This window comes from Allobosea sp. LC85 (assembly GCF_000735605.1).
GTDB lineage: Bacteria > Pseudomonadota > Alphaproteobacteria > Rhizobiales > Beijerinckiaceae > Allobosea.
On record NZ_JPKG01000034.1, the window covers coordinates 33,504 to 51,167 of the forward strand.

18 protein-coding genes are annotated in these 17,664 nt (G+C 63.5%); 9 read left to right on the plus strand and 9 right to left on the minus strand.

Annotated features, from left to right (window positions below; all coding sequences use genetic code 11):
* Positions 1 to 48: 48 nt before the first annotated feature.
* From FG93_RS17395 to FG93_RS32465, 4 genes are all read right to left on the minus strand, one after another.
* Positions 49 to 873 carry an LssY C-terminal domain-containing protein gene (locus FG93_RS17395; RefSeq protein WP_043236875.1) on the minus strand — a complete coding sequence of 275 codons (825 nt, stop codon included), beginning with the start codon at positions 871 to 873 and terminating at the stop codon, positions 49 to 51.
* A 206-nt stretch (positions 874 to 1,079) separates the two neighbouring features.
* Positions 1,080 to 1,412: an SMR family transporter gene (locus tag FG93_RS17400; protein ID WP_043236628.1), complete on the minus strand. Its 333-nt coding sequence runs from the start codon at positions 1,410 to 1,412 to the stop codon at positions 1,080 to 1,082.
* 98 nt (positions 1,413 to 1,510) lie between these two features.
* Positions 1,511 to 2,200, minus strand: a complete 690-nt coding sequence (locus FG93_RS17405) for a pentapeptide repeat-containing protein (RefSeq protein ID WP_043236630.1) — start codon at positions 2,198 to 2,200, stop codon at positions 1,511 to 1,513.
* Positions 2,201 to 2,343: 143 nt separating this feature from the next.
* Entirely contained in the window at positions 2,344 to 2,748 is a 405-nt protein-coding gene (locus tag FG93_RS32465) for a hypothetical protein (RefSeq protein ID WP_152579488.1), read from the minus strand.
* 199 nt (positions 2,749 to 2,947) lie between these two features.
* On the opposite strand from FG93_RS32465, the gene FG93_RS31270 reads away from it, so the two are divergent.
* Positions 2,948 to 3,610, plus strand: a complete 663-nt coding sequence (locus tag FG93_RS31270; protein WP_280114148.1) for a GGDEF domain-containing protein — start codon at positions 2,948 to 2,950, stop codon at positions 3,608 to 3,610.
* On the opposite strand, the gene FG93_RS17415 is transcribed toward FG93_RS31270, so the two are convergent.
* Complete coding sequence (locus tag FG93_RS17415; RefSeq protein WP_043236632.1) at positions 3,607 to 3,828, minus strand: hypothetical protein; 222 nt, start codon at positions 3,826 to 3,828, stop codon at positions 3,607 to 3,609. The two genes, FG93_RS31270 and FG93_RS17415, sit on opposite strands and share 4 nt — an antisense overlap.
* A gap of 261 nt (positions 3,829 to 4,089) precedes the next feature.
* Between FG93_RS17415 and FG93_RS17420 the strand changes: the two genes are divergently transcribed.
* The gene (locus FG93_RS17420; protein ID WP_161783837.1) at positions 4,090 to 4,647 is read left to right on the plus strand and encodes a PRC-barrel domain-containing protein; all 558 of its coding nucleotides are present in this window, start codon (positions 4,090 to 4,092) and stop codon (positions 4,645 to 4,647) included.
* A gap of 169 nt (positions 4,648 to 4,816) precedes the next feature.
* Here FG93_RS17420 and FG93_RS17425 read toward each other — a convergent pair whose 3' ends face one another.
* Positions 4,817 to 6,352, minus strand: a complete 1,536-nt coding sequence (locus FG93_RS17425) for a bifunctional ADP-dependent NAD(P)H-hydrate dehydratase/NAD(P)H-hydrate epimerase (protein WP_043236876.1) — start codon at positions 6,350 to 6,352, stop codon at positions 4,817 to 4,819.
* A gap of 326 nt (positions 6,353 to 6,678) precedes the next feature.
* On the opposite strand from FG93_RS17425, the gene FG93_RS17430 reads away from it, so the two are divergent.
* Positions 6,679 to 7,017, plus strand: coding sequence for a P-II family nitrogen regulator (locus tag FG93_RS17430; protein ID WP_043236635.1), 339 nt, complete (start codon positions 6,679 to 6,681; stop codon positions 7,015 to 7,017).
* A 95-nt stretch (positions 7,018 to 7,112) separates the two neighbouring features.
* A complete protein-coding gene (gene glnA, locus FG93_RS17435; RefSeq protein ID WP_043236638.1) occupies positions 7,113 to 8,522 on the plus strand; it encodes a type I glutamate--ammonia ligase in 1,410 nt (469 codons plus the stop codon).
* Positions 8,523 to 8,753: 231 nt separating this feature from the next.
* Here glnA and FG93_RS17440 read toward each other — a convergent pair whose 3' ends face one another.
* Positions 8,754 to 9,692: an FkbM family methyltransferase gene (locus FG93_RS17440; RefSeq protein ID WP_052513894.1), complete on the minus strand. Its 939-nt coding sequence runs from the start codon at positions 9,690 to 9,692 to the stop codon at positions 8,754 to 8,756.
* Positions 9,693 to 9,889: 197 nt separating this feature from the next.
* On the opposite strand from FG93_RS17440, the gene FG93_RS17450 reads away from it, so the two are divergent.
* Positions 9,890 to 11,038, plus strand: a complete 1,149-nt coding sequence (locus tag FG93_RS17450; RefSeq protein WP_081881622.1) for a glycosyltransferase — start codon at positions 9,890 to 9,892, stop codon at positions 11,036 to 11,038.
* 56 nt (positions 11,039 to 11,094) lie between these two features.
* Here FG93_RS17450 and FG93_RS32470 read toward each other — a convergent pair whose 3' ends face one another.
* A complete protein-coding gene (locus FG93_RS32470) occupies positions 11,095 to 11,295 on the minus strand; it encodes a hypothetical protein (RefSeq protein ID WP_152579489.1) in 201 nt (66 codons plus the stop codon).
* A 335-nt stretch (positions 11,296 to 11,630) separates the two neighbouring features.
* On the opposite strand from FG93_RS32470, the gene parE reads away from it, so the two are divergent.
* The 3 genes from parE to FG93_RS17465 all read left to right on the plus strand — a co-directional run bounded on the left by parE (position 11,631) and on the right by FG93_RS17465 (position 15,184).
* Positions 11,631 to 13,724, plus strand: coding sequence for a DNA topoisomerase IV subunit B (parE, locus tag FG93_RS17455; RefSeq protein WP_043236642.1), 2,094 nt, complete (start codon positions 11,631 to 11,633; stop codon positions 13,722 to 13,724).
* Between the two features lie 197 nt (positions 13,725 to 13,921).
* Positions 13,922 to 14,848 carry a LysR family transcriptional regulator gene (locus tag FG93_RS17460; protein WP_161783838.1) on the plus strand — a complete coding sequence of 309 codons (927 nt, stop codon included), beginning with the start codon at positions 13,922 to 13,924 and terminating at the stop codon, positions 14,846 to 14,848.
* A 72-nt stretch (positions 14,849 to 14,920) separates the two neighbouring features.
* Positions 14,921 to 15,184, plus strand: coding sequence for a hypothetical protein (locus FG93_RS17465; RefSeq protein WP_152579490.1), 264 nt, complete (start codon positions 14,921 to 14,923; stop codon positions 15,182 to 15,184).
* Between the two features lie 3 nt (positions 15,185 to 15,187).
* On the opposite strand, the gene FG93_RS17470 is transcribed toward FG93_RS17465, so the two are convergent.
* A complete protein-coding gene (locus tag FG93_RS17470; RefSeq protein WP_348270482.1) occupies positions 15,188 to 15,892 on the minus strand; it encodes an alpha/beta fold hydrolase in 705 nt (234 codons plus the stop codon).
* 153 nt (positions 15,893 to 16,045) lie between these two features.
* Here FG93_RS17470 and FG93_RS17475 point away from each other — a divergent pair, with 153 nt between their 5' ends.
* The gene (locus FG93_RS17475) at positions 16,046 to 17,518 is read left to right on the plus strand and encodes a DEAD/DEAH box helicase (protein ID WP_043236648.1); all 1,473 of its coding nucleotides are present in this window, start codon (positions 16,046 to 16,048) and stop codon (positions 17,516 to 17,518) included.
* Positions 17,519 to 17,664 lie beyond the last annotated feature (146 nt).

The following is a 17,664-nucleotide window of genomic DNA, read 5'->3' on the forward strand; positions in this document are numbered from 1 at the left end:
CCGGAGCATCGATCATCGAGCCCTGCGGAAGGCAGCAAGAATACAGGTTCAGTCCTTTATCAAACTGGCGAAGGCGATCTCACCATCGGTCATGTAATGGTTGACCTTTCCGGTCTGCAAACGCGAACCGGATGGGTGCAAGACGACGTCACCGATCACCTGCTTGGCCCTCAACTCGGCGACTATGTAGTTGCGCTCCGCATTCGTGTCGGAATCGGTCGCATGGGTCACCTGGAACGTCAGTCGGGTCAGTGACAGCCCGGTATCTCGGGTCCCCGCGCCGACCCATAATACAGGCTGGTCGGTCGCTGGTTTATCCGTATTCAGCCAAAAACTCGCTGCGGTCATATCGTCCCCGGAATGAGCGAGGCTCAGCGCCCAGAAGCGGATGTGATGGCGCTTGCGCGGGCTGTTGTCGATGGGCTCCTGGAAGCCGATGTCCTGCCTTCGTCCAAAGAGATAGAGGGTGCTGAAAGGAGCGGTGGGATAGGTCGAGTTGAGCAGAAAGGCTCGTATCATTCGCCAGGAGCTGGCGATCCCCAGGCGATCAGCCGTCGACCAGCCCGCTGCTGCAAATGCATCGCGGAGCTGTTGAAGAGTACCGATGAGGACGAGGTTTACAGGATCGCCGGGCAAACCATCTCCGGTGATCGTGTATCGGGGGATCAATCTGCGGTGAAGAACCTTCAGGCTCATTCGAACCACGTTTGGCAGAATGACATAAGCAGCCAAACCGTAGGTCAGACTCGCCGCCAGGATCCAAGGCAGTCTGTGGTCCGCCGTATCGAAGACGACGAAGACGATCAGCCACACGCTGACGACGCCCAGGCAGAGAACGAGGAAACGTTGAAAAAGGCGCGCAAGCAAGCTCAACGTTCTTTGTCCCGTCTGATGCTGAGTGAAGTCGTCGTCGCAGGTTGTCGCGAGGATTTTGACATCCGAACGCACCCACACGGGTGGCAGTGCTGTTGGCGGCCCTCAGATCGCGGGTCCAGTTGGAAGGCTATACTAGTGTATGCTTGGCATTGGCGCTACGGTCGCAGGCCGGCGTACCAAAATGGACAAGCTGCAGAAGCGGCTCAATGCCCGCCAGAGGTCGAGAGAACGTTCACGACCAGGACACCGGCCACGATCAGGCCCATTCCGATCACCGCCCAAAGATCGAGCTTCTGGCCGAACACAAGCCACCCCACCGCCGAGATCAGGACGATGCCTGCGCCCGACCAGACGGCATAGGCGATCCCGACAGGCATGCTCTTCAAGGTGAGCGACAGGAAGTAGAACGCGACGCCATATCCAACCGCAACGACGGCCGTGGGCCCGAATTTCGAAAAACCCTGCGACGCTTTGAGGGCCGAGGTGGCAATGACCTCAGCGACGATGGCAACAGCTAGAGTGAGATAGGCGTTCATGCTCCGCCTAAACATCCTTGTGTGACACTCTCAAGGCTCTTGATCGAAGGGAGGTCCGCAGCAGGCTCACGCCATGGCGCTGGCGCCAGCCTTTCTGCCTAGCGCACCTTCAAGCCCAGTTCCGCGAGCAGCTGGCCGGCCTGCTGGCGAGAGATCGTGGCGCCGCGAAAGAGGGTGGCGTCAACCAGCCTCAATCCGCCCAGATCAGCGCCGCGAAGATCGGCCCCCTCGAAGCGAGAGCCATTCAGTGCCGCGTCCGTCAGACTGCAATCCTCGAAGACCGCATCCCTGAAATCGCATTTCCTCAGGTCCGATTGGCTGAAATCGATCTTCCTGAGCGTGGTCTTGCGGAAGCTGAACGAAGGCAGCTTCGCGCTGACGAGAAGGACCTCTTCAAACCGGCAATTCAATGCTCTGGCTTCGGACAAATCGACGCCAGTCAACTTGCAGCCAGCAAAGGAAGCCGAGACCAGCGTCGTCCGGCGCAGGATGGCGTTGTTGAAATCGCCGGATTGAACGCAGCCATCCGATAGATCGGCCCCCATGAAATCAGCGAAGGCCGCTCGACAGCCGAGCCATTGCACCCGCTCGAGCCTCGTACCTCTGAGCTTGGCGCGCTTGAGGCTGCACCGCTCAAAACTCCACCCCGACAGATCGAGCCCTGAAAGATCCGCCTCATCCAGATCGCACGCGATCACATGGTGAGGCCTGCGCAATTCCGAGAGAGCTGCCAGATCGGCTCGCTGCAGGGTCCGATCGGCGACGGTCTGAAGGGGATCATCGGGCATGCGCTCCCCTAGCAACTGACTGGCAGATGATCAATTAACGACCTTCGCGCAGTGGCACTCTGCCGATCTCGGAAGGCCGCCAACCAGGGGCCCCGGTTGGCACCGACGAGCGCCCAGCTACATGATCCTGCGACGTCGATTGTTTACCCAGGGCAGTAGACGACGGCGACCGCGAACCGGGCGGCCTCTGTAGTCGGATCATTGTGAACCTCGTACCAACGGCCATCCTGTTCCTGTTCGCAGCAACCTTCGGCGCCGTCTGGCTGTTCGAGCGCCGAAGCTGGTACCTGCTCCATTTCGCACAGGGGTTCTTGGCCTTCGGCATCGGGATGCTCGTTCAGACAACGCGCATACCGGCCGATTTCGGCCTTAACACGATGCTGTACGGCGTCCTCTATGTCTTCGGCACGCTGGTTTTCGTGACGGGCGTCATGGCGCGCTCCGCTCGGCGGCCGCCGCGCTGGTTCCACGTCATCTGGTTCGCAGGGATCATCGGGGCGCTCGGCTATTTCTTCTATGTCGACCGAAACCTGGTTGCGCGCGTCCACGTCGTGAGCTTCGGCCTCGGTGGCATCATCGCCTCCGCCTCCTGGATCATGAGATCGCTTGCGCGAGGAGGCGCCACAGACCGGGTGATATTCTGGCTGGTCCTGGTGTTGGCCTGCATTTTTTCCTGCGCACATTGTTGTCTGCCGAGTTGGCTGCGGCAACATCCGCGTCTGCGTTCATGCAGTCGGGGTCCTGGATCTGGGTGCAGTTCAGCGCCTCGGTGTTCGGGGTCGGGTTGGGCCTTGGGCTGCTCCTGGCCGCAGGTGTGGACGTGACTGCCCGGCTGCCAACGAGCGCGATAGCGATCCGCTCACGGGCGCCTTGAACCGGCGCGGCCTGCGAAGCCGGTTTCAATCCCTGAGCGCGGCGCGTCATCCCTTGGCAATCAGCGTCGTCGCTTGCGATATCGATCATTTCAAGAGCATCAAAGACGCCTATGGCCACGCGGCAGGCGATGCCGTGCTGGTCACGATCGCCGCCACCATCCGGAGCGCAGTTCGCGTCAATGATGCCGCCGGTCGCATCGGTGGCGAGGAGTTCGTCATCCTGCTCAAGGATACGACGGCAGAGCAATCCTTCCATTTCGCGGAGCGCCTGCGCGGCGATATCGCGAGGATCTCGTTTCCCAAGCTGGCGCCCGATCGGAAGGTGACCTGCAGTTTCGAGATTACCGAGCTTCGCCGCGGCGAGACGCTCGCACACGCGATCGGCCGCGCCGATCAGGCCCTCTATGCCGCGAAGAATGCAGGACGGAACCGCACGCGCGTGGCCGCGACCCTGGCGCCGCCCGATGATCTAACCTTCTGCGTTTGCATCGGCTGTCCCGAAAACCGCAATCCACTTTTCGGGCCGATGCTTTAGCTGTCATTGCTGGCGTTGAGTTCGTCCAGCTCAAGCCCGTCCTTGTCGTTAGGATCCGGCAACAGCCCCTGCCCGGTCGCCCAGCGGGCCACAATCTCGGCGACGGCCTCTTCCCGCGATCGACGTGACTGGATTTCGCGCAAATATCGATCGAGCGCGGTCAGTTCGGCGGCACTCAGATGGATGGTCAAGGGCGTCCTCGGCTCGACTGCAGGCATGGCATACTCCCGTCCGCTCTCGCAACGGAATGCTCGCCTGGCGGCGGCAATCCGACAATCGAAGCATGACAGGATCACGGGGCGCGGCAAGGCTTCGCAGCCCGGCAGGCTCAGGTGAAAGGCACGTTGCCCTGTTCCAGGCGCCCATGCACTACACGCATGGCGATGTCCCGTGGCGAAAGAGAGGAATTTTCCGAACAAAATCCGGTTTCCGACGTTTTCCCCTCAAGCCGCACTCGCGGTTTCTGGATGGAGGAAGCGATGTTCAAGCACTCAATCGCGCTGACGGCGGTCGGAGCTGTCATGCTTGCGACGACCGCGATGGCGCAGACCAGTGCGCCCCCGTCGAACGCCCCCTCGACAGCTCCTTCGGCGCCGGCACCCGCTGTGGAGCGCGCCAAGCCGCCTGAGAACAATCTCGCGGGCCAGGGCAAGTGGCGTGCGTCCAAGGTGATGGGTGTCGATATCTACGGCCCCGACAAGAAGAAGGTTGGTGATGTGACGGAAGTTCTGTTCGACAAGACAGGCAAGGTCGAGATGGTGACCGTCGGCGTCGGCGGCTTCCTCGGTATCGGTTCGAAGGATGTTGCGATTCCCTTCGAACAGGTGACGTGGAGCGACGAACCGATGGTGGCTCCGGCTCCGCCTCCTGCTCCCGCCCCGTCCGGCGGTAGCGGCAGCATGGGCGGCACGGCCTCGGCTCCGCCAGCAGCAGCGCCTGCCCCGCGTGGTCCGATGATGTACCCGGACCACGGCGTCATCAACATGACGAAGGAGCAACTGACGGAAGCTCCGGCCGTGACCTATGCCAGCCGCTGACTGACATCCCGGCCCGCCCGACCGGCGGGCCGGTCATCTCTGGTGTTCCGCGTCGGCTAGATCGCGCTGCGTTTGGACGAAATCGTCCAAACGCAGAAAACGTGATCGACTCTCATAGTTTAGTGCATGCTCTATGCGAAAAACCGTTGCCAGCATGCTCTAGCCGAAGCTACCCGCCTTGTTGAGCAGGCAATTCGGACAGAGCGGGCAGGATCGCTTCGGGCAGGTCATCGGCGATCAAGCCGCGTCCGAGCCGTTCCGCCGCCTTGCCATGGAGCCAAACGGCGGCGCAGGCGGCTTGGAAGGCTGGCATGCCCTGAGCCAGCAGGCCTGCTATCAGACCCGCCAAGACATCGCCGGAACCAGCCGTCGCCAAGGCCGGGCTGCCGGTCATGTTGATCGCGGCTCTTCCATCTGGCTCGGCGATGATGCTGTCCGGCCCCTTCAGGACGACGACCGCACCGGTTGCCGCCGAAGCGCGGCGCGCTCGTTCGAGCTTGGATGGAGCGGTCATCACGTCCGCAGACGAGGCAAAAAGGCGCTCGAATTCCCCTTCGTGCGGCGTGAGTACGCAAGCTGCCCCACGCCGCTTGGTCCAGGTCCCGATCGAGACAGACGTGGTTTCTGCCGCCAGCAAGGTAAGCGCGTCCGCATCGAACACCGCCGGAACGTTCGAGCGTAGCGCGGCCAGGACGGCTTCGCGAGCGGTTGCGTCAAGACCGAGTGCTGGCCCGGCGAGGACCGCGCCGAGCCGCTTCTCGGCCAGTAGGTTTTCGATATCGGCTGCCGAGCCGACCCCGCGCTGGATCAGCGCATCCGGGCCGCGGGCGGCATGAGCGGCAAGCGCTTCGGGCCGGCACGCAATCGTCACCAGGCCGGCGCCGATGCGCAGCGCCGCCCGCGCTCCGAGCCTGGGCGCGCCGACACCCGCAAGCCCGCCAGCCAGGACGAGCACCGCGCCACGCTTGTACTTATGGGTATCGACCGCATGGTTCGGCCACTCGGAGCGCCATAGCGGGGGAGCGTTGCAAAAGGTTCGCGCCTCCAGGGCGCCGTCGCCAAACGCCGCCTCCGCTGTGATGCCGATATCGGCGAGCGTCACCACGCCGCATAATCCGCGTCCGGGATGGAGCAGATGCCCGGGCTTGAGGCGAAAGAAGGTGACCGTCTCATCGGCTTCTATGACCGGACCATCAGCGCGTCCCGTCTCTCCCGAAAGGCCGCTGGGGACATCGACGGCGATCACCGAGGCTTCCGAGGCGTTGACGCGATGCGCCAGGGCAGCGACCTCGCCGATCAGGGGCCGATCGAGGCCTGCACCGAAAAGGGCGTCGACCACGACCGCTGCCCGCTCCGGAGCGGTGGAGGAAATCGGCATGACCTCCCCGGTCCAGGCCCGCGCCATCGCGCGGGCATCGCCCTTCATGGCGGCGCGATCGACGGACAAAGCCAGTGTCACCGCGAAACCGCGCTCGCGGAGGAGACGGGCTGCGACAAATCCGTCGCCGCCATTATTGCCAGGGCCACAGAGCACCAGAATGGCCTGTCCAGGCCGGGCCCGCCGGCTGACGGCATCGGCGACCGCCCTGCCCGCCCGCTCCATCAGGACCAGCCCCGTCGTTCCGGCAGCAATCGCAGCCTTGTCGGCGCGTGCCATCTCGTCGGGCGTCAACAGCGCAAGGGAGATCTCGTCGGGGGTGCTCATCCCATGATCATCGGGAAGCAAGGCGCTCATCGCAAGATGAGGGTGCAGATCTCGTTTGGCTATCGATTGATCAACTGCATAAATTATGGGCGGAATATCGCCTCATCATGAGGCGATACCTGCCATGCTACCTCATGGCGAGGCACACGCGCCGATGCTATGAGCACATTCGGCGAGTGTTCGTCTGCCACGACGGAACGCTGAGCCGGCCACCGAGACATCGGGAAAGGCCGATTTTCAGCGCATCGACGATTGGACCGGCAGGCAGTATCGAGGAACGGACGAATATCCGTTTCCAACCACGCGCAAGGGAGGCCGGTCGGCGCATGAAGAAGATCGAAGCGATCATCAAGCCCTTCAAGCTGGATGAGGTGAAGGAGGCGCTGCAGGAAGTCGGACTGCAGGGCATCACTGTGCTCGAAGCCAAGGGATTCGGCCGCCAGAAGGGCCATACCGAGCTCTATCGCGGCGCCGAATACGTCGTCGACTTCCTGCCGAAGGTGAAGATCGAGATCGTGCTGGCGGACGAGATGGTCGAGAGCGCGATCGAAGCCATCAAGAAGGCCGCCCAGACCGGCCGGATCGGCGATGGCAAGATTTTTGTATCGACGGTGGAGGGGGCGATCCGCATCCGTACCGGAGAGACCGGCGCGGACGCGATCTGAGGGCTTCATTCCCGAACCCGTGAAATCGGCGTCCGCCGGGCGAATACCCGCGGATCGATGAATGTTGAGAAACTGCTTTCAAGAGGAATGCTGAGATGAAGAGCGCCAAGGACGTCCTCAAGGCGATCAAGGACAACGACGTCAAGTATGTCGACTTCCGCTTTACCGACCCGCGCGGCAAGTGGCAGCACGTCACCTTCGACATCACCATGATCGACGAGGACATCTTCGCCGAAGGCACGATGTTCGACGGTTCGTCGATTGCCGGCTGGAAGGCGATCAACGAGTCCGACATGCTTCTGATGCCTGATCCGACGACGGCGGTGATGGATCCGTTCTTCTCGGCCGCGACGATGGTGATCACCTGCGACGTCCTCGAGCCCGCGACCGGCGAGCCCTATAACCGCGACCCACGCGGCATCGCCAAGAAGGCCGAGGCCTATCTCAAGTCGACCGGTATCGGCGACACGGTCTATGTCGGCCCGGAAGCTGAATTCTTTGTCTTCGACGACGTCAAGATCTCGGCTGAGCCCTACAATACCGGCTTCAAGCTCGATAACGTCGAGCTGCCGATCAACGGCATGACCGACTACGAAGGCGGCAATCTCGGCCACCGCATCGCCACCAAGGGCGGTTACTTCCCCGTCCCGCCGCAGGATTCGGCGCAGGACATGCGCGGCGAGATGCTGGCAGCCATGGCGGCGATGGGCGCCAAGGTCGAGAAGCACCACCACGAGGTCGCCTCGGCCCAGCACGAGCTCGGCCTGAAGTTCGACACGCTGACCCACATGGCCGACACCATGCAGGTCTACAAGTACGCGATCCACAACGTGGCGCAGAGCTACGGCAAGACCGCGACCTTCATGCCGAAGCCGATCTATGGCGACAACGGCTCGGGCATGCACGTCCACCAGTCGATCTGGAAGGCCGGCAAGCCGATCATGGCCGGCAACAAATATGCCGACCTGTCGCAGGAGTGCCTCTGGTACATCGGCGGCATCATCAAGCACGCCAAGGCGCTGAACGCCTTCACCAACCCGTCGACGAACTCCTACAAGCGTCTCGTTCCGGGCTATGAGGCTCCGGTGCTGCTGGCCTATTCGGCCCGTAACCGCTCGGCCTCCTGCCGTATTCCGTGGACGACCTCGCCGAAGGCCAAGCGCGTCGAGGTTCGCTTCCCCGATCCGATGGCGAACCCCTATCTCGCCTTTGCCGCGCTGCTGATGGCCGGCCTCGACGGCATCGTGAACAAGATCGATCCCGGCCCGGCGATGGACAAGGATCTCTACGACCTGCCGCCGCGCGAGCTGAAGAAGATCCCGACCGTCTGCGGTTCGCTGCGCGAGGCGCTGGAGGCGCTGAAGAAGGACAACGCCTTCCTCAAGGCCGGCGGCGTCTTCAACGACGACTTCATCGAGAGCTATATCGAGCTCAAGATGCAGGATGTGGCGCGCTTCGAAATGACGCCGCACCCGGTCGAGTTCGCGATGTACTATTCCTACTGAGAGCTCTGCGCCGGAATCTTCCCGGCGCAGCTGCCTTCCTCCCGACCGCGACGGTTCGTGGTCCACCTGAAACGCCGGGGCGGTGACGCCCCGGCTTTTTTGCTGGTCTCCTTCTGCGAGCAATACATCGTGTGAGCCGGGAGGCCGCCGCTCAGGAGCAACGCACCGTCGGTCACGGCTGGAAAGGCGATTGGAGGACCGTGTCCGCGGGACGCTGAAGTGCGGGTGCGTCTATTCGCGGCGGAGAATGTCCAGCCAGGAATTCGAACGAGTGGCCAGGACGTTGTAGCCGCGCCTGCGGTTCACCTTCATCGCGGCCATCGCCGCCAGCGGATCGGCCGCCTCGCGGAAGCGGTGTCCATCGTAGACGAATATGGGGATGCCGAGCGTCTGCGAAACGAACCGCGTATTGGCGTGCCCATCATCCGAGCCTTGCTCTTCATAGATCAGCAATGTGTCACGTCGCAGCATTTCGCTTGCTCCGCGTAACGCCGCCTCCTCGACGCCTTCGACATCGAGCTTCAGGACGAAACGTTTGCTCCCGTCGAACCAAGGCCTTCGCAACATCAATCCATCGAGCGAGACGCAAGCAACCGTCTCTGCATCTGGCGCCGCCTTGGCCGTGTCGACGATGGCCAGACCTTCATGTGTCGGACCGCCCAAAGTCACAAAACCACCATCAGTCTCGGCGACGGCCGCATGTACGGCCTCGAACCGTTTCTGATTGATTGCCGCATTGGCCGTCAATTCGATGAAGTTGCGGCCCGACGCTTCGATGGCGATGGCTCGATGTCTGCCTAGTGCCGCGCCCGATACCAGAACCGACCAATAGCCAAAGTTCGCACCGCAATCGACGAAGGCGTAGTCCTCTGCGCGTATCATGCGGAAGAGTGCAATCATCTCAGGCTCATACACGACACTAGGTGCCAGCAAACGGCTCCAGTAGGCATCGCCGAACGGAAACCTGAATCGGCTGTCGGGGTCGATCTCCAGAACGATATGGCGCTCGGGCGCGGCACGGCGGAGTAGCGAAGCTATCCGGCCGTAACCCTTGAAATGTGTCGGTTCAAGGAGTTGCGACGAAATCCGCAAGCCAGAGAGTGCCAGGCGTTCGATTGCCGAAATCCCGTCCGGAGCAGGTCGCCCCGCGTGCAACACGATATCCGACATGGGTCACCCTTGAATATGTCGGGGATGCCGCTGCGACATCCGAACCGCTCCGTCAAACCATAGTCGCCGGCAATCTTACGATGTCGTGAAGCAAGAGCCGCAACGGCGGGCGGAACAAACCGGCATGCTCACGCAAGGTTAGTAAAGCCATGTCATAGCCCTGCGATCCGTCAATCTCGCACAGCCCAGCAGCACGCATGCCTCTCTCCGGTTCATCACTCAAGCCCTCCGTCGTGATCTTCGGCTCGGCCCGCCCTGTCACCTGCGCCGTCATGGATTACGCGCAGCGGCTCGGCGAAGCGATCAACGCGCAGCGACCCGCCTTCGTCGCCTTGCAGATGATCGAACCCGACCAGCCGCGACGCTTCATCGACGCTATCGTCGACGTGCTGCGCGCCGGACAGATCGCGCATTTTCAGATGCCGACCGAGGGGTGGGGCAACAGCGTGCTGCCAGGCTCGGCCCTGATGGCGGCCCGACTTGCCACGCGCAAGGGACGCATCGCCGTGACCTTGCATGAATGGGCCTCGATCAACCGACTTCGCTACCTCTCGATGATCCCCGACATCCTCGCGACCGACAGCTTCATCTTCGTGTCCCAACAGCAGCGCGAGAGCTTCCTCGGCACGCCACTCGTCGGAGACCGCAAAAAGCAGGCGGCGCCGGTCATCCCGATCGGCCCGAACATCATGCCGGCGCGGATCGATCCGGAGCGGGTGGTCGAGGAGCGAGCGAAGACACGCGGCAACGGCACGACGCGGGCCGATATCGTGATCGGCTATTTCGGAGTGCTCTATGCGAGCAAGCGTCCGGACATGCTGCTGCGCGTCGTCAAGACACTGCATGAGCGCGGCACCAGAGCGCGGCTCCTGGTCTGTGGCGATTTCCTCTGGGACAAGCCCAGGGATCGCGAGGCCTTCCTTGCACTTGCGCGCGAGCTCGGCATCATCGACTGGCTCGACTTTCGCGGTCGCATCGACGACGAGGGCGAACTGATGGCGACGCTTTCAGCGGCCGATGTCTTCCTGCTGCCCTTCACCGACGGCATCAGCACACGTCGCGGCAGCTTCCAGGCCGTCAGCCAGCTCGCGATCCCCCTGGTCTCGACCGAAGCCGAGCGCCGGGACGAGTTTGACCTGTCACCGTCGCTGAAGGCCAAGATCGACAGCCCCGCAACCGTGCTTTGCCCGGTCGATGCAGCACCTGATAAATTCGCCGACGCCATCGTCACCGCCCATCTTCACAAGGCGGACGCGATCGCGGTCGATCTTTCCGCATCATGGGATGAGGCGGCGCAGGCCCATCTCGCCTTCTACGACCAGATGATCGCCAGTAGCCGGCGCTGATAGCAGACAGAGACCAGACTCAGCCCGCGTTTACGCCCCGCCGGGCGCCTTACGTCTCAGCGCAGGGCGAGAGCAACCAAGCCGATCACAGCGATGGAAGCAGCAAGCCACCACAGTTTGCGGGACTGGCCGATATCGGTGGCGCGCGACCGGGCCAGGAAGGCCATGTCCTCGTAACCAAAGGCTTCACCGGCAAGGCGCGCGGTGCGCTCGAGCCCGGCCATCTTCACCCCTGGAACCGACGAACGCGCGACCACGACAGCCTCCCATTTTCCCAATATTCCGGCAGCTGGCAGCCATTCGCAAGCTGACGAATCTCGACCCGGTCACTCTCGTTCGTGCCGGGTTAATGCGACATGAACCATGCGCTTCGCCAACGCATGGCATGCTCGCGTGACACAGCTGCGACACTCTCGCGATTGAGGCTTCCGGTGCACAGCAAGAGGCAGTGCGATGATTCTCCTGCTTGTTCGGAGCGATGTTCGATATATGTCTGGGGACCAATCGCTGCAGCTGGCTGGAGTGCCGGCCCTGGCGATGTCCCGAATGCGCTATCCTAAGAGCGCTGCGAATCAGGTGATCGGCGGAAGAAATGGCGGAGAATGGCGATCTTTTCGGTGAGGGCAGCGGCGGGCAGCCGCAGCGGGCGCCCGAGCCATCGCCGGTCAAGCGTGACACGGCGGCCCCGAGCAAGCCTCCGCAGCAATCGGCCTCGCCTTCCGTACCGCGCAACGGAACCTTGTCCGAGGCCGGATATACGGCGTCCGCAATCGAAGTCCTCGAGGGGCTCGAGCCGGTGCGCCGGCGGCCAGGCATGTATATCGGCGGCACCGATGAGCGCGCGCTGCATCATCTCTTCGCCGAGGTGATCGACAACGCGATGGACGAGGCCGTCGCCGGCCACGCCACCTTCATCGACGTCGAATTATTCGAGGACGGCTCGCTCGCGGTCACCGATAATGGCCGCGGTATCCCCGTCGATCCGCATCCGAAATTCCCCGACAAGTCGGCGCTCGAAGTCATCATGACAACGCTGCATGCCGGCGGAAAATTCGACTCCAAGGCCTATGAGACCTCCGGCGGCCTGCACGGTGTCGGCGTTTCCGTCGTCAATGCCCTGTCGGACCGGCTCGAGGTCGAGGTCGCGCGCGGCCAGATGCTCTATCGCCAGGTCTTTTCGCGCGGGGCGCCGCAGGGGCCGTTGGAAACTGTCGGGCGCGTCGCCAACCGGCGTGGCACGAAGGTGCGTTTCCATCCCGACGCGCAGATTTTCGGCGAGGGCGCCCATTTTTCCCCTGCCCGCCTGTTCCGGATGGCACGCTCGAAGGCCTATCTCTTCGGTGGCGTGGAGATCCGCTGGCGCTGTGCGCCCGCGCTGCTGAAGCCAGAGGGCGATGTCGCGGCGGAGGCTGTCTTCCGCTTTCCCGGAGGCTTGCGCGACTATCTCGGCCGCGAGATCGAGGGCAAGGATCTGGTCGCCGAGCCGATCTTCTCCGGTAAGATCACAAAGGATGGCGGCCACGGCTCGCTGGAATGGGCCGTGGCGTGGCTGGCAACCGGCGAGGACGGCTTCAGCTCGTCCTACTGCAACACCATTCCGACGCCCGAAGGCGGCACGCATGAGCAGGGCTTGCGCGTCGCTCTGCTGCGCGGCCTGCGTGACCATGCCGAGCGTATCGGACAGTCGAAGCGCATGGCGCAGGTGACCTCCGACGACGTCATGGCGACCTGTGCCGCGATGCTGTCGGTCTTCATTCGCGAGCCCGAGTTCCAGGGCCAGACCAAGGACAAGCTCGCGACGCTGGAGGCCGCGCGCATCGTCGAGAACGCGGTGCGCGATGCCTTCGACCACTGGCTCGCCGCCGCGCCGCAGCAGGCACTGAAGCTGCTCGACTGGTCGGTCGACCGGGCCGAGGAGCGCCAGCGCCGCCGGCTGGAGAAGGAGGTTTCGCGCAAGACCGCGACGCGCAAGCTCCGGCTGCCGGGAAAGCTCGCCGATTGCAGCAGCGCCGGCGCTGCAGGTTCCGAACTTTTCATCGTCGAGGGCGATTCCGCCGGCGGGTCAGCCAAGCAGGCGCGCAACCGCGCGACGCAGGCGATCCTGCCGCTGCGCGGCAAGATCCTCAACGTCGCCAACGCGACCCGCGAGAAGCTGAACCAGAACCAGCAGCTTGCCGACTTGATCCTGGCGCTCGGCTGCGGCATCGGCAGCCAGTTCCGCGAGGATGACCTGCGCTACGAGAAGGTCATCGTCATGACGGACGCCGACGTCGACGGCGCCCATATCGCCTCGCTGCTGGTCACCTTCTTCTGGCGCCAGACGCCGCGCCTGATCGAGAAGGGCCATCTCTATCTCGCCGTGCCGCCGCTCTATCGGCTCCAGCATGGCGGCAAGAGCGTCTATGCCCGCAACGACGCGCATAAGGACGAGCTGATCGCGACCGTGTTCAAGGGCAAGAAGCCGGAGATCAGCCGATTCAAGGGCCTGGGCGAGATGATGCCGGCCCAGCTCAAGGAGACCACGATGGACCCGGCCAAGCGCATCCTGCTCAAGGTCATGGTCGACCATGAGGCGCGGGACGAGACCACCGATACCGTTGAGCGGCTGATGGGCAACAAACCGGAAGCCCGCTTCACCTTCATCCAGGAACGCGCGGCCTTTGCCGGCGAACTGATCGACCTGTGAGGCGGGGGCGCGGCATTCGGGCACGCGCTACCCTCGCATTTTTGTCGGTGAGGCCGTCAAAGTCGGCGGGCTGTCAGCCGGGGGCGCCATCGGCATCTTGCCGGCATGTCGAACCGCAGTCGCCCGCACCCAAACACACCGCATGATGACGCCGATGCCAGGACAGCCCCCCATGCTCAGCCATGGCCGATGATCGCATGGGGCAGCCTGCTTCCCCTTCACCTCGACGCCACGAACTGGTTTCACCCAACTGGGACGACATCGCGATCTTCCACTCCATCGCCCTCGGTGGGACGCTGGCCGTGGCAGCGGTCGCGCTCGGGCTGAGCGAGGCGACCGTGGCCCGTCGCCTCAAGAGTCTCGAGGCGCAACTCGGCCTGCCACTGTTCAGGCGCATGGCAAACCGGCTGGTTCTCACCGAGATTGGCGCAACTCTAGCCGGCGATGCCGGTGAGGTCGCCAATGCGGTCGAGCGTTTCACCAACCGGACGCGTGCGGCGCGCTCCGCCGATGACGCGCCTGTCCGTGTGACTGCCACGACCTCGATCAGCCTGTTCCTGACCATGCATGCGACGACGATCTCAGCTCAGGCGGGCGGCGTGGAGATTGGTATCATCAGCACGCGAGACCGGCTCGACCTGGCCCGCGGGGATGCCGATATCGCGATCCGGATGCGCCGCCCGCCGCAGGAGAACGGCTATTTCAGCCAGAAGATCGGGCGGCTGGTGCAGGCGCTGTATGTGCGCCGCGATGTCGACCCTCTGACGGCGCCCATCATTTCGGTCAGCCGCGACGTCTCCTCCCGGATCGAGGAGCACATTCTGAACTGGGCCAATGGGCGCCCGATCGCGGCCCGCGTCGGAGATTCAGCCGCGCGCTATGAGAGCATCCGCTCGGCGGGGGCCGTTTCAATGGCGCCTTGCTTCATGGGCGATTTCGACGAGGCATTGATCCGCCTCGCCCCGCCGCCGGACGAGACTGCCGACGAGATCTTCCTCGTTTCACACGAGGTCTCGCGACAGCGGCCCGCGGTGATCGCCGTGCTGCGGGCTCTTCAGGCGCTCTTTCGTGCAAACCGGAGGCGATTGAATGGCATTCCGACGACCCCGGCAAGCATTCGCTAACCAAGCTTTTACTGGCTGGCGCGCAAGATGCATCACGGGGCCGCATTGCGCCCCGACGATGCGGAGCGCCCCATGCGGGTCATCAAACTCTTCTTGAAGAACGAGCGCGGCAGCATGGTCGCGGATGTTGCCAAGGCCGGTGCGGCGATCGCCTTCCTTTCGGTCATCGCCGTCAATTTCGTGTCCACTCAGACGGCGCAGCATCTCGACACAGAACGCCTGGGCCAGGTCGCGTCCGCGGCCTCCAAGGGCCAGATGATCGACCCGCTCGTGACCGGTTCGATCCGCAAGAGCGCAAACGAAACCAGGCTCGACCCCTGCACTGCTCCGCGCTGATCGTCAGGCGAGCCAGCTCAGCAGCGCCTTTGTGACCGCTTGCGGTGCCTCCAAAGTCGAAAGGTGGCCGCAGGCCGGAATCGTCAGCAGCTGCGCATTGCCGCCGATCCCGTCGGCGATCTCCCGGGCTTCCGCAACGGGCGTGATCTGATCTTCCGCTCCCACCAAAACCAGGGTCGGCACAGAGATGGCGGCAAGGCCCGGCCGGGAGTCCGGCCGCCCCATGATCGCTCGTTGCTGGCGAATAAACCCTTCTGCGCCAATATTTTCTGCCATTTTCCGCACGTCGAGCCGCAGTGCGTCATCAGTCAAGCGTTCCGGCGCCACCAGCTTTTGCCAGAGCAACGTCGTGACATTGTCGAAAGCCCCTTTCTCGGCGAGGGCTATCATTTGTTCACGCGGCGCGTTGGTTTCCGGCGTCGCCGGCTTCGCGCTGGTGTCGAGGAGGGCCAGCCGCGTCACGCGCTCCGGCGCCTGGCGCAGGATTTCAAAGGCGACATAGCCACCCATCGATAAACCGCAGAGTGCAAACCGCTCCGGAGCCGCCTCCAGCAGCCGGGCCGTGATGGCAGCCAGGCCATCGTCGCGGGCATGATCGGCGACGAGGACCGGCCGCCCTGGGGCGAGTGCCGGCCATTGCGGTCCATAGAGCGCCGCGGTGCAGCTCAACCCCGGAATCATCACAAGCGGCTCGTTCATGGCGATCATACCTTCCGTTCTTGCCTAGTTTGTTGACTTTCCCGCGTTATTTCTGCATTGGACAGGGGTCCGAAGGCGCGCAGGAAAGAGAAGTCGCGCCACCGTCGCGGTTGATAGGTCGTCCCGCCACGTGTCACCGACCCTGAAGAAGCGCAACTCTCGATGTCTTTTGCCGAACTCGGCCTCAGCGATAAAGTTCTGACGGCGGTTACATCCGCAGGCTATTCTACGCCTACCCCTATCCAGGCTCAGGCCATTCCCCATGTGCTCGCGCGCCGCGATGTCCTCGGCATTGCACAGACGGGCACAGGCAAGACCGCCGCCTTCACCCTGCCGATGCTCACCATTCTGGAGAATGGCCGGGCCAGGGCGCGGATGCCGCGCACTCTGATCCTGGAGCCGACCCGCGAGCTCGCAGCTCAGGTCGAGGAGAATTTCTCGCGCTACGGCGTCAACCAGAAGCTCTCGGTTGCGCTGTTGATCGGCGGCGTTTCCTTCGGCGATCAGGACGCCAAGATCACCCGCGGTGTTGACGTGCTGATCGCCACGCCCGGGCGCCTGCTCGATCATGTCGAGCGCGGCAAGTTGCTGCTGACCGGCGTCGAATTGCTTGTCATCGATGAGGCGGACCGAATGCTCGACATGGGCTTCATTCCCGACATCGAGCGGGTCTGCAAGCTTGTGCCTTTCACGAGGCAGACGCTGTTCTTCACGGCGACGATGCCGCCGGAGATCACACGGATCAGCGAGCAGTTCCTGCATAACCCGGTGCGCATCGAGGCTTCGCGCCCCGCGACGGCGGCCACGACCATCACCCAGCGTCTGATCGCCTCGCATTCGCAGGACTATGAGAAGCGCGACACACTGCGCAAGCTGATCCGCGACGCCAAGGACCTGCAGAACGCGATTGTCTTCTGCAACCGCAAGCGCGATGTAGCGACACTCCATAAGTCACTGCAGAAACATGGCTTTCCGGCCGTCGCGCTGCATGGCGACATGGACCAATATGCACGCATGGCGGCACTGGAATCCTTCCGCACCGGCGAGAATCCAATCCTGGTGGCGAGCGACGTCGCTGCGCGAGGGCTGGATATCCCGGCCGTCAGCCACGTCTTCAATTTCGACGTTCCGACCCATGCCGAGGACTATATCCACCGCATCGGCCGCACCGGCCGGGCCGGCCGGCTCGGCGCGGCCTTCACGATCGTGACCCGCCACGACGACAAGCTTGTCGCCGCCGTTGAGAAGCTCACCGGCCTGGCGATCGCCTGGGAAGGCCCCGGCCTCAATGACCTGCCTCCCGGCGAACCGCGCGACGAGCGTCGCAGCCGCCGTGACGACAAGCGTTCGCCGCGTGGTGGTCGCGGGCGTCCCGTGCGGTCACCGCGCGAGGAAGCCGCGCCGTCGGAACAGCCAGCGGTCGTGGAAGCTGCCGATCGCGTTCCTCACGACGCCCGCCGCCGTGGCGAGGACCGGCCGACCAAGACCCGCATTCGCCATGACAGCGAGCAGCCTGTGCCAGTGCATTCGCGCCCGCATGACCGGCGCCGGGACGAGGATGATCGCGAGCCCAAGGTCAAGGGGCTGGGCGATCACGTTCCGGCCTTCCTGCTGCGGCCGGTCAAGGTCGGCTGACACGGCTGCATCAACGGTATCTTAACACCGTTCCTCCAATCTTACGGAGTGGCTAGGGCTTCCCGCAGCCATCCTGCGGGGCGCGATTGCCGCCGTCATGACGGACAGAATGTCCCGCTTCGATTCATGATCGAGCCCGAGATGGC

Bases quoted from the DNA above. Each gene is read 5' to 3' on its own strand.
- FG93_RS17470 (WP_348270482.1), bottom strand. From the start codon at position 15,892: ATGATCGCCATGAACGAGCCGCTTGTGATGATTCCGGGGTTGAGCTGC.
- FG93_RS17405 (WP_043236630.1), bottom strand. From the start codon at position 2,200: ATGCCCGATGATCCCCTTCAGACCGTCGCCGATCGGACCCTGCAGCGA.
- FG93_RS17425 (WP_043236876.1), bottom strand. From the start codon at position 6,352: ATGAGCACCCCCGACGAGATCTCCCTTGCGCTGTTGACGCCCGACGAG.
- FG93_RS17420 (WP_161783837.1), top strand. From the start codon at position 4,090: ATGTTCAAGCACTCAATCGCGCTGACGGCGGTCGGAGCTGTCATGCTT.
- FG93_RS17460 (WP_161783838.1), top strand. From the start codon at position 13,922: ATGGGGCAGCCTGCTTCCCCTTCACCTCGACGCCACGAACTGGTTTCA.
- FG93_RS17440 (WP_052513894.1), bottom strand. From the start codon at position 9,692: ATGTCGGATATCGTGTTGCACGCGGGGCGACCTGCTCCGGACGGGATT.
- FG93_RS17465 (WP_152579490.1), top strand. From the start codon at position 14,921: ATGCGGGTCATCAAACTCTTCTTGAAGAACGAGCGCGGCAGCATGGTC.
- FG93_RS17415 (WP_043236632.1), bottom strand. From the start codon at position 3,828: ATGCCTGCAGTCGAGCCGAGGACGCCCTTGACCATCCATCTGAGTGCC.
- FG93_RS17475 (WP_043236648.1), top strand. From the start codon at position 16,046: ATGTCTTTTGCCGAACTCGGCCTCAGCGATAAAGTTCTGACGGCGGTT.
- FG93_RS17450 (WP_081881622.1), top strand. From the start codon at position 9,890: ATGCCTCTCTCCGGTTCATCACTCAAGCCCTCCGTCGTGATCTTCGGC.
- FG93_RS17430 (WP_043236635.1), top strand. From the start codon at position 6,679: ATGAAGAAGATCGAAGCGATCATCAAGCCCTTCAAGCTGGATGAGGTG.
- glnA (WP_043236638.1), top strand. From the start codon at position 7,113: ATGAAGAGCGCCAAGGACGTCCTCAAGGCGATCAAGGACAACGACGTC.
- FG93_RS17400 (WP_043236628.1), bottom strand. From the start codon at position 1,412: ATGAACGCCTATCTCACTCTAGCTGTTGCCATCGTCGCTGAGGTCATT.
- parE (WP_043236642.1), top strand. From the start codon at position 11,631: ATGGCGGAGAATGGCGATCTTTTCGGTGAGGGCAGCGGCGGGCAGCCG.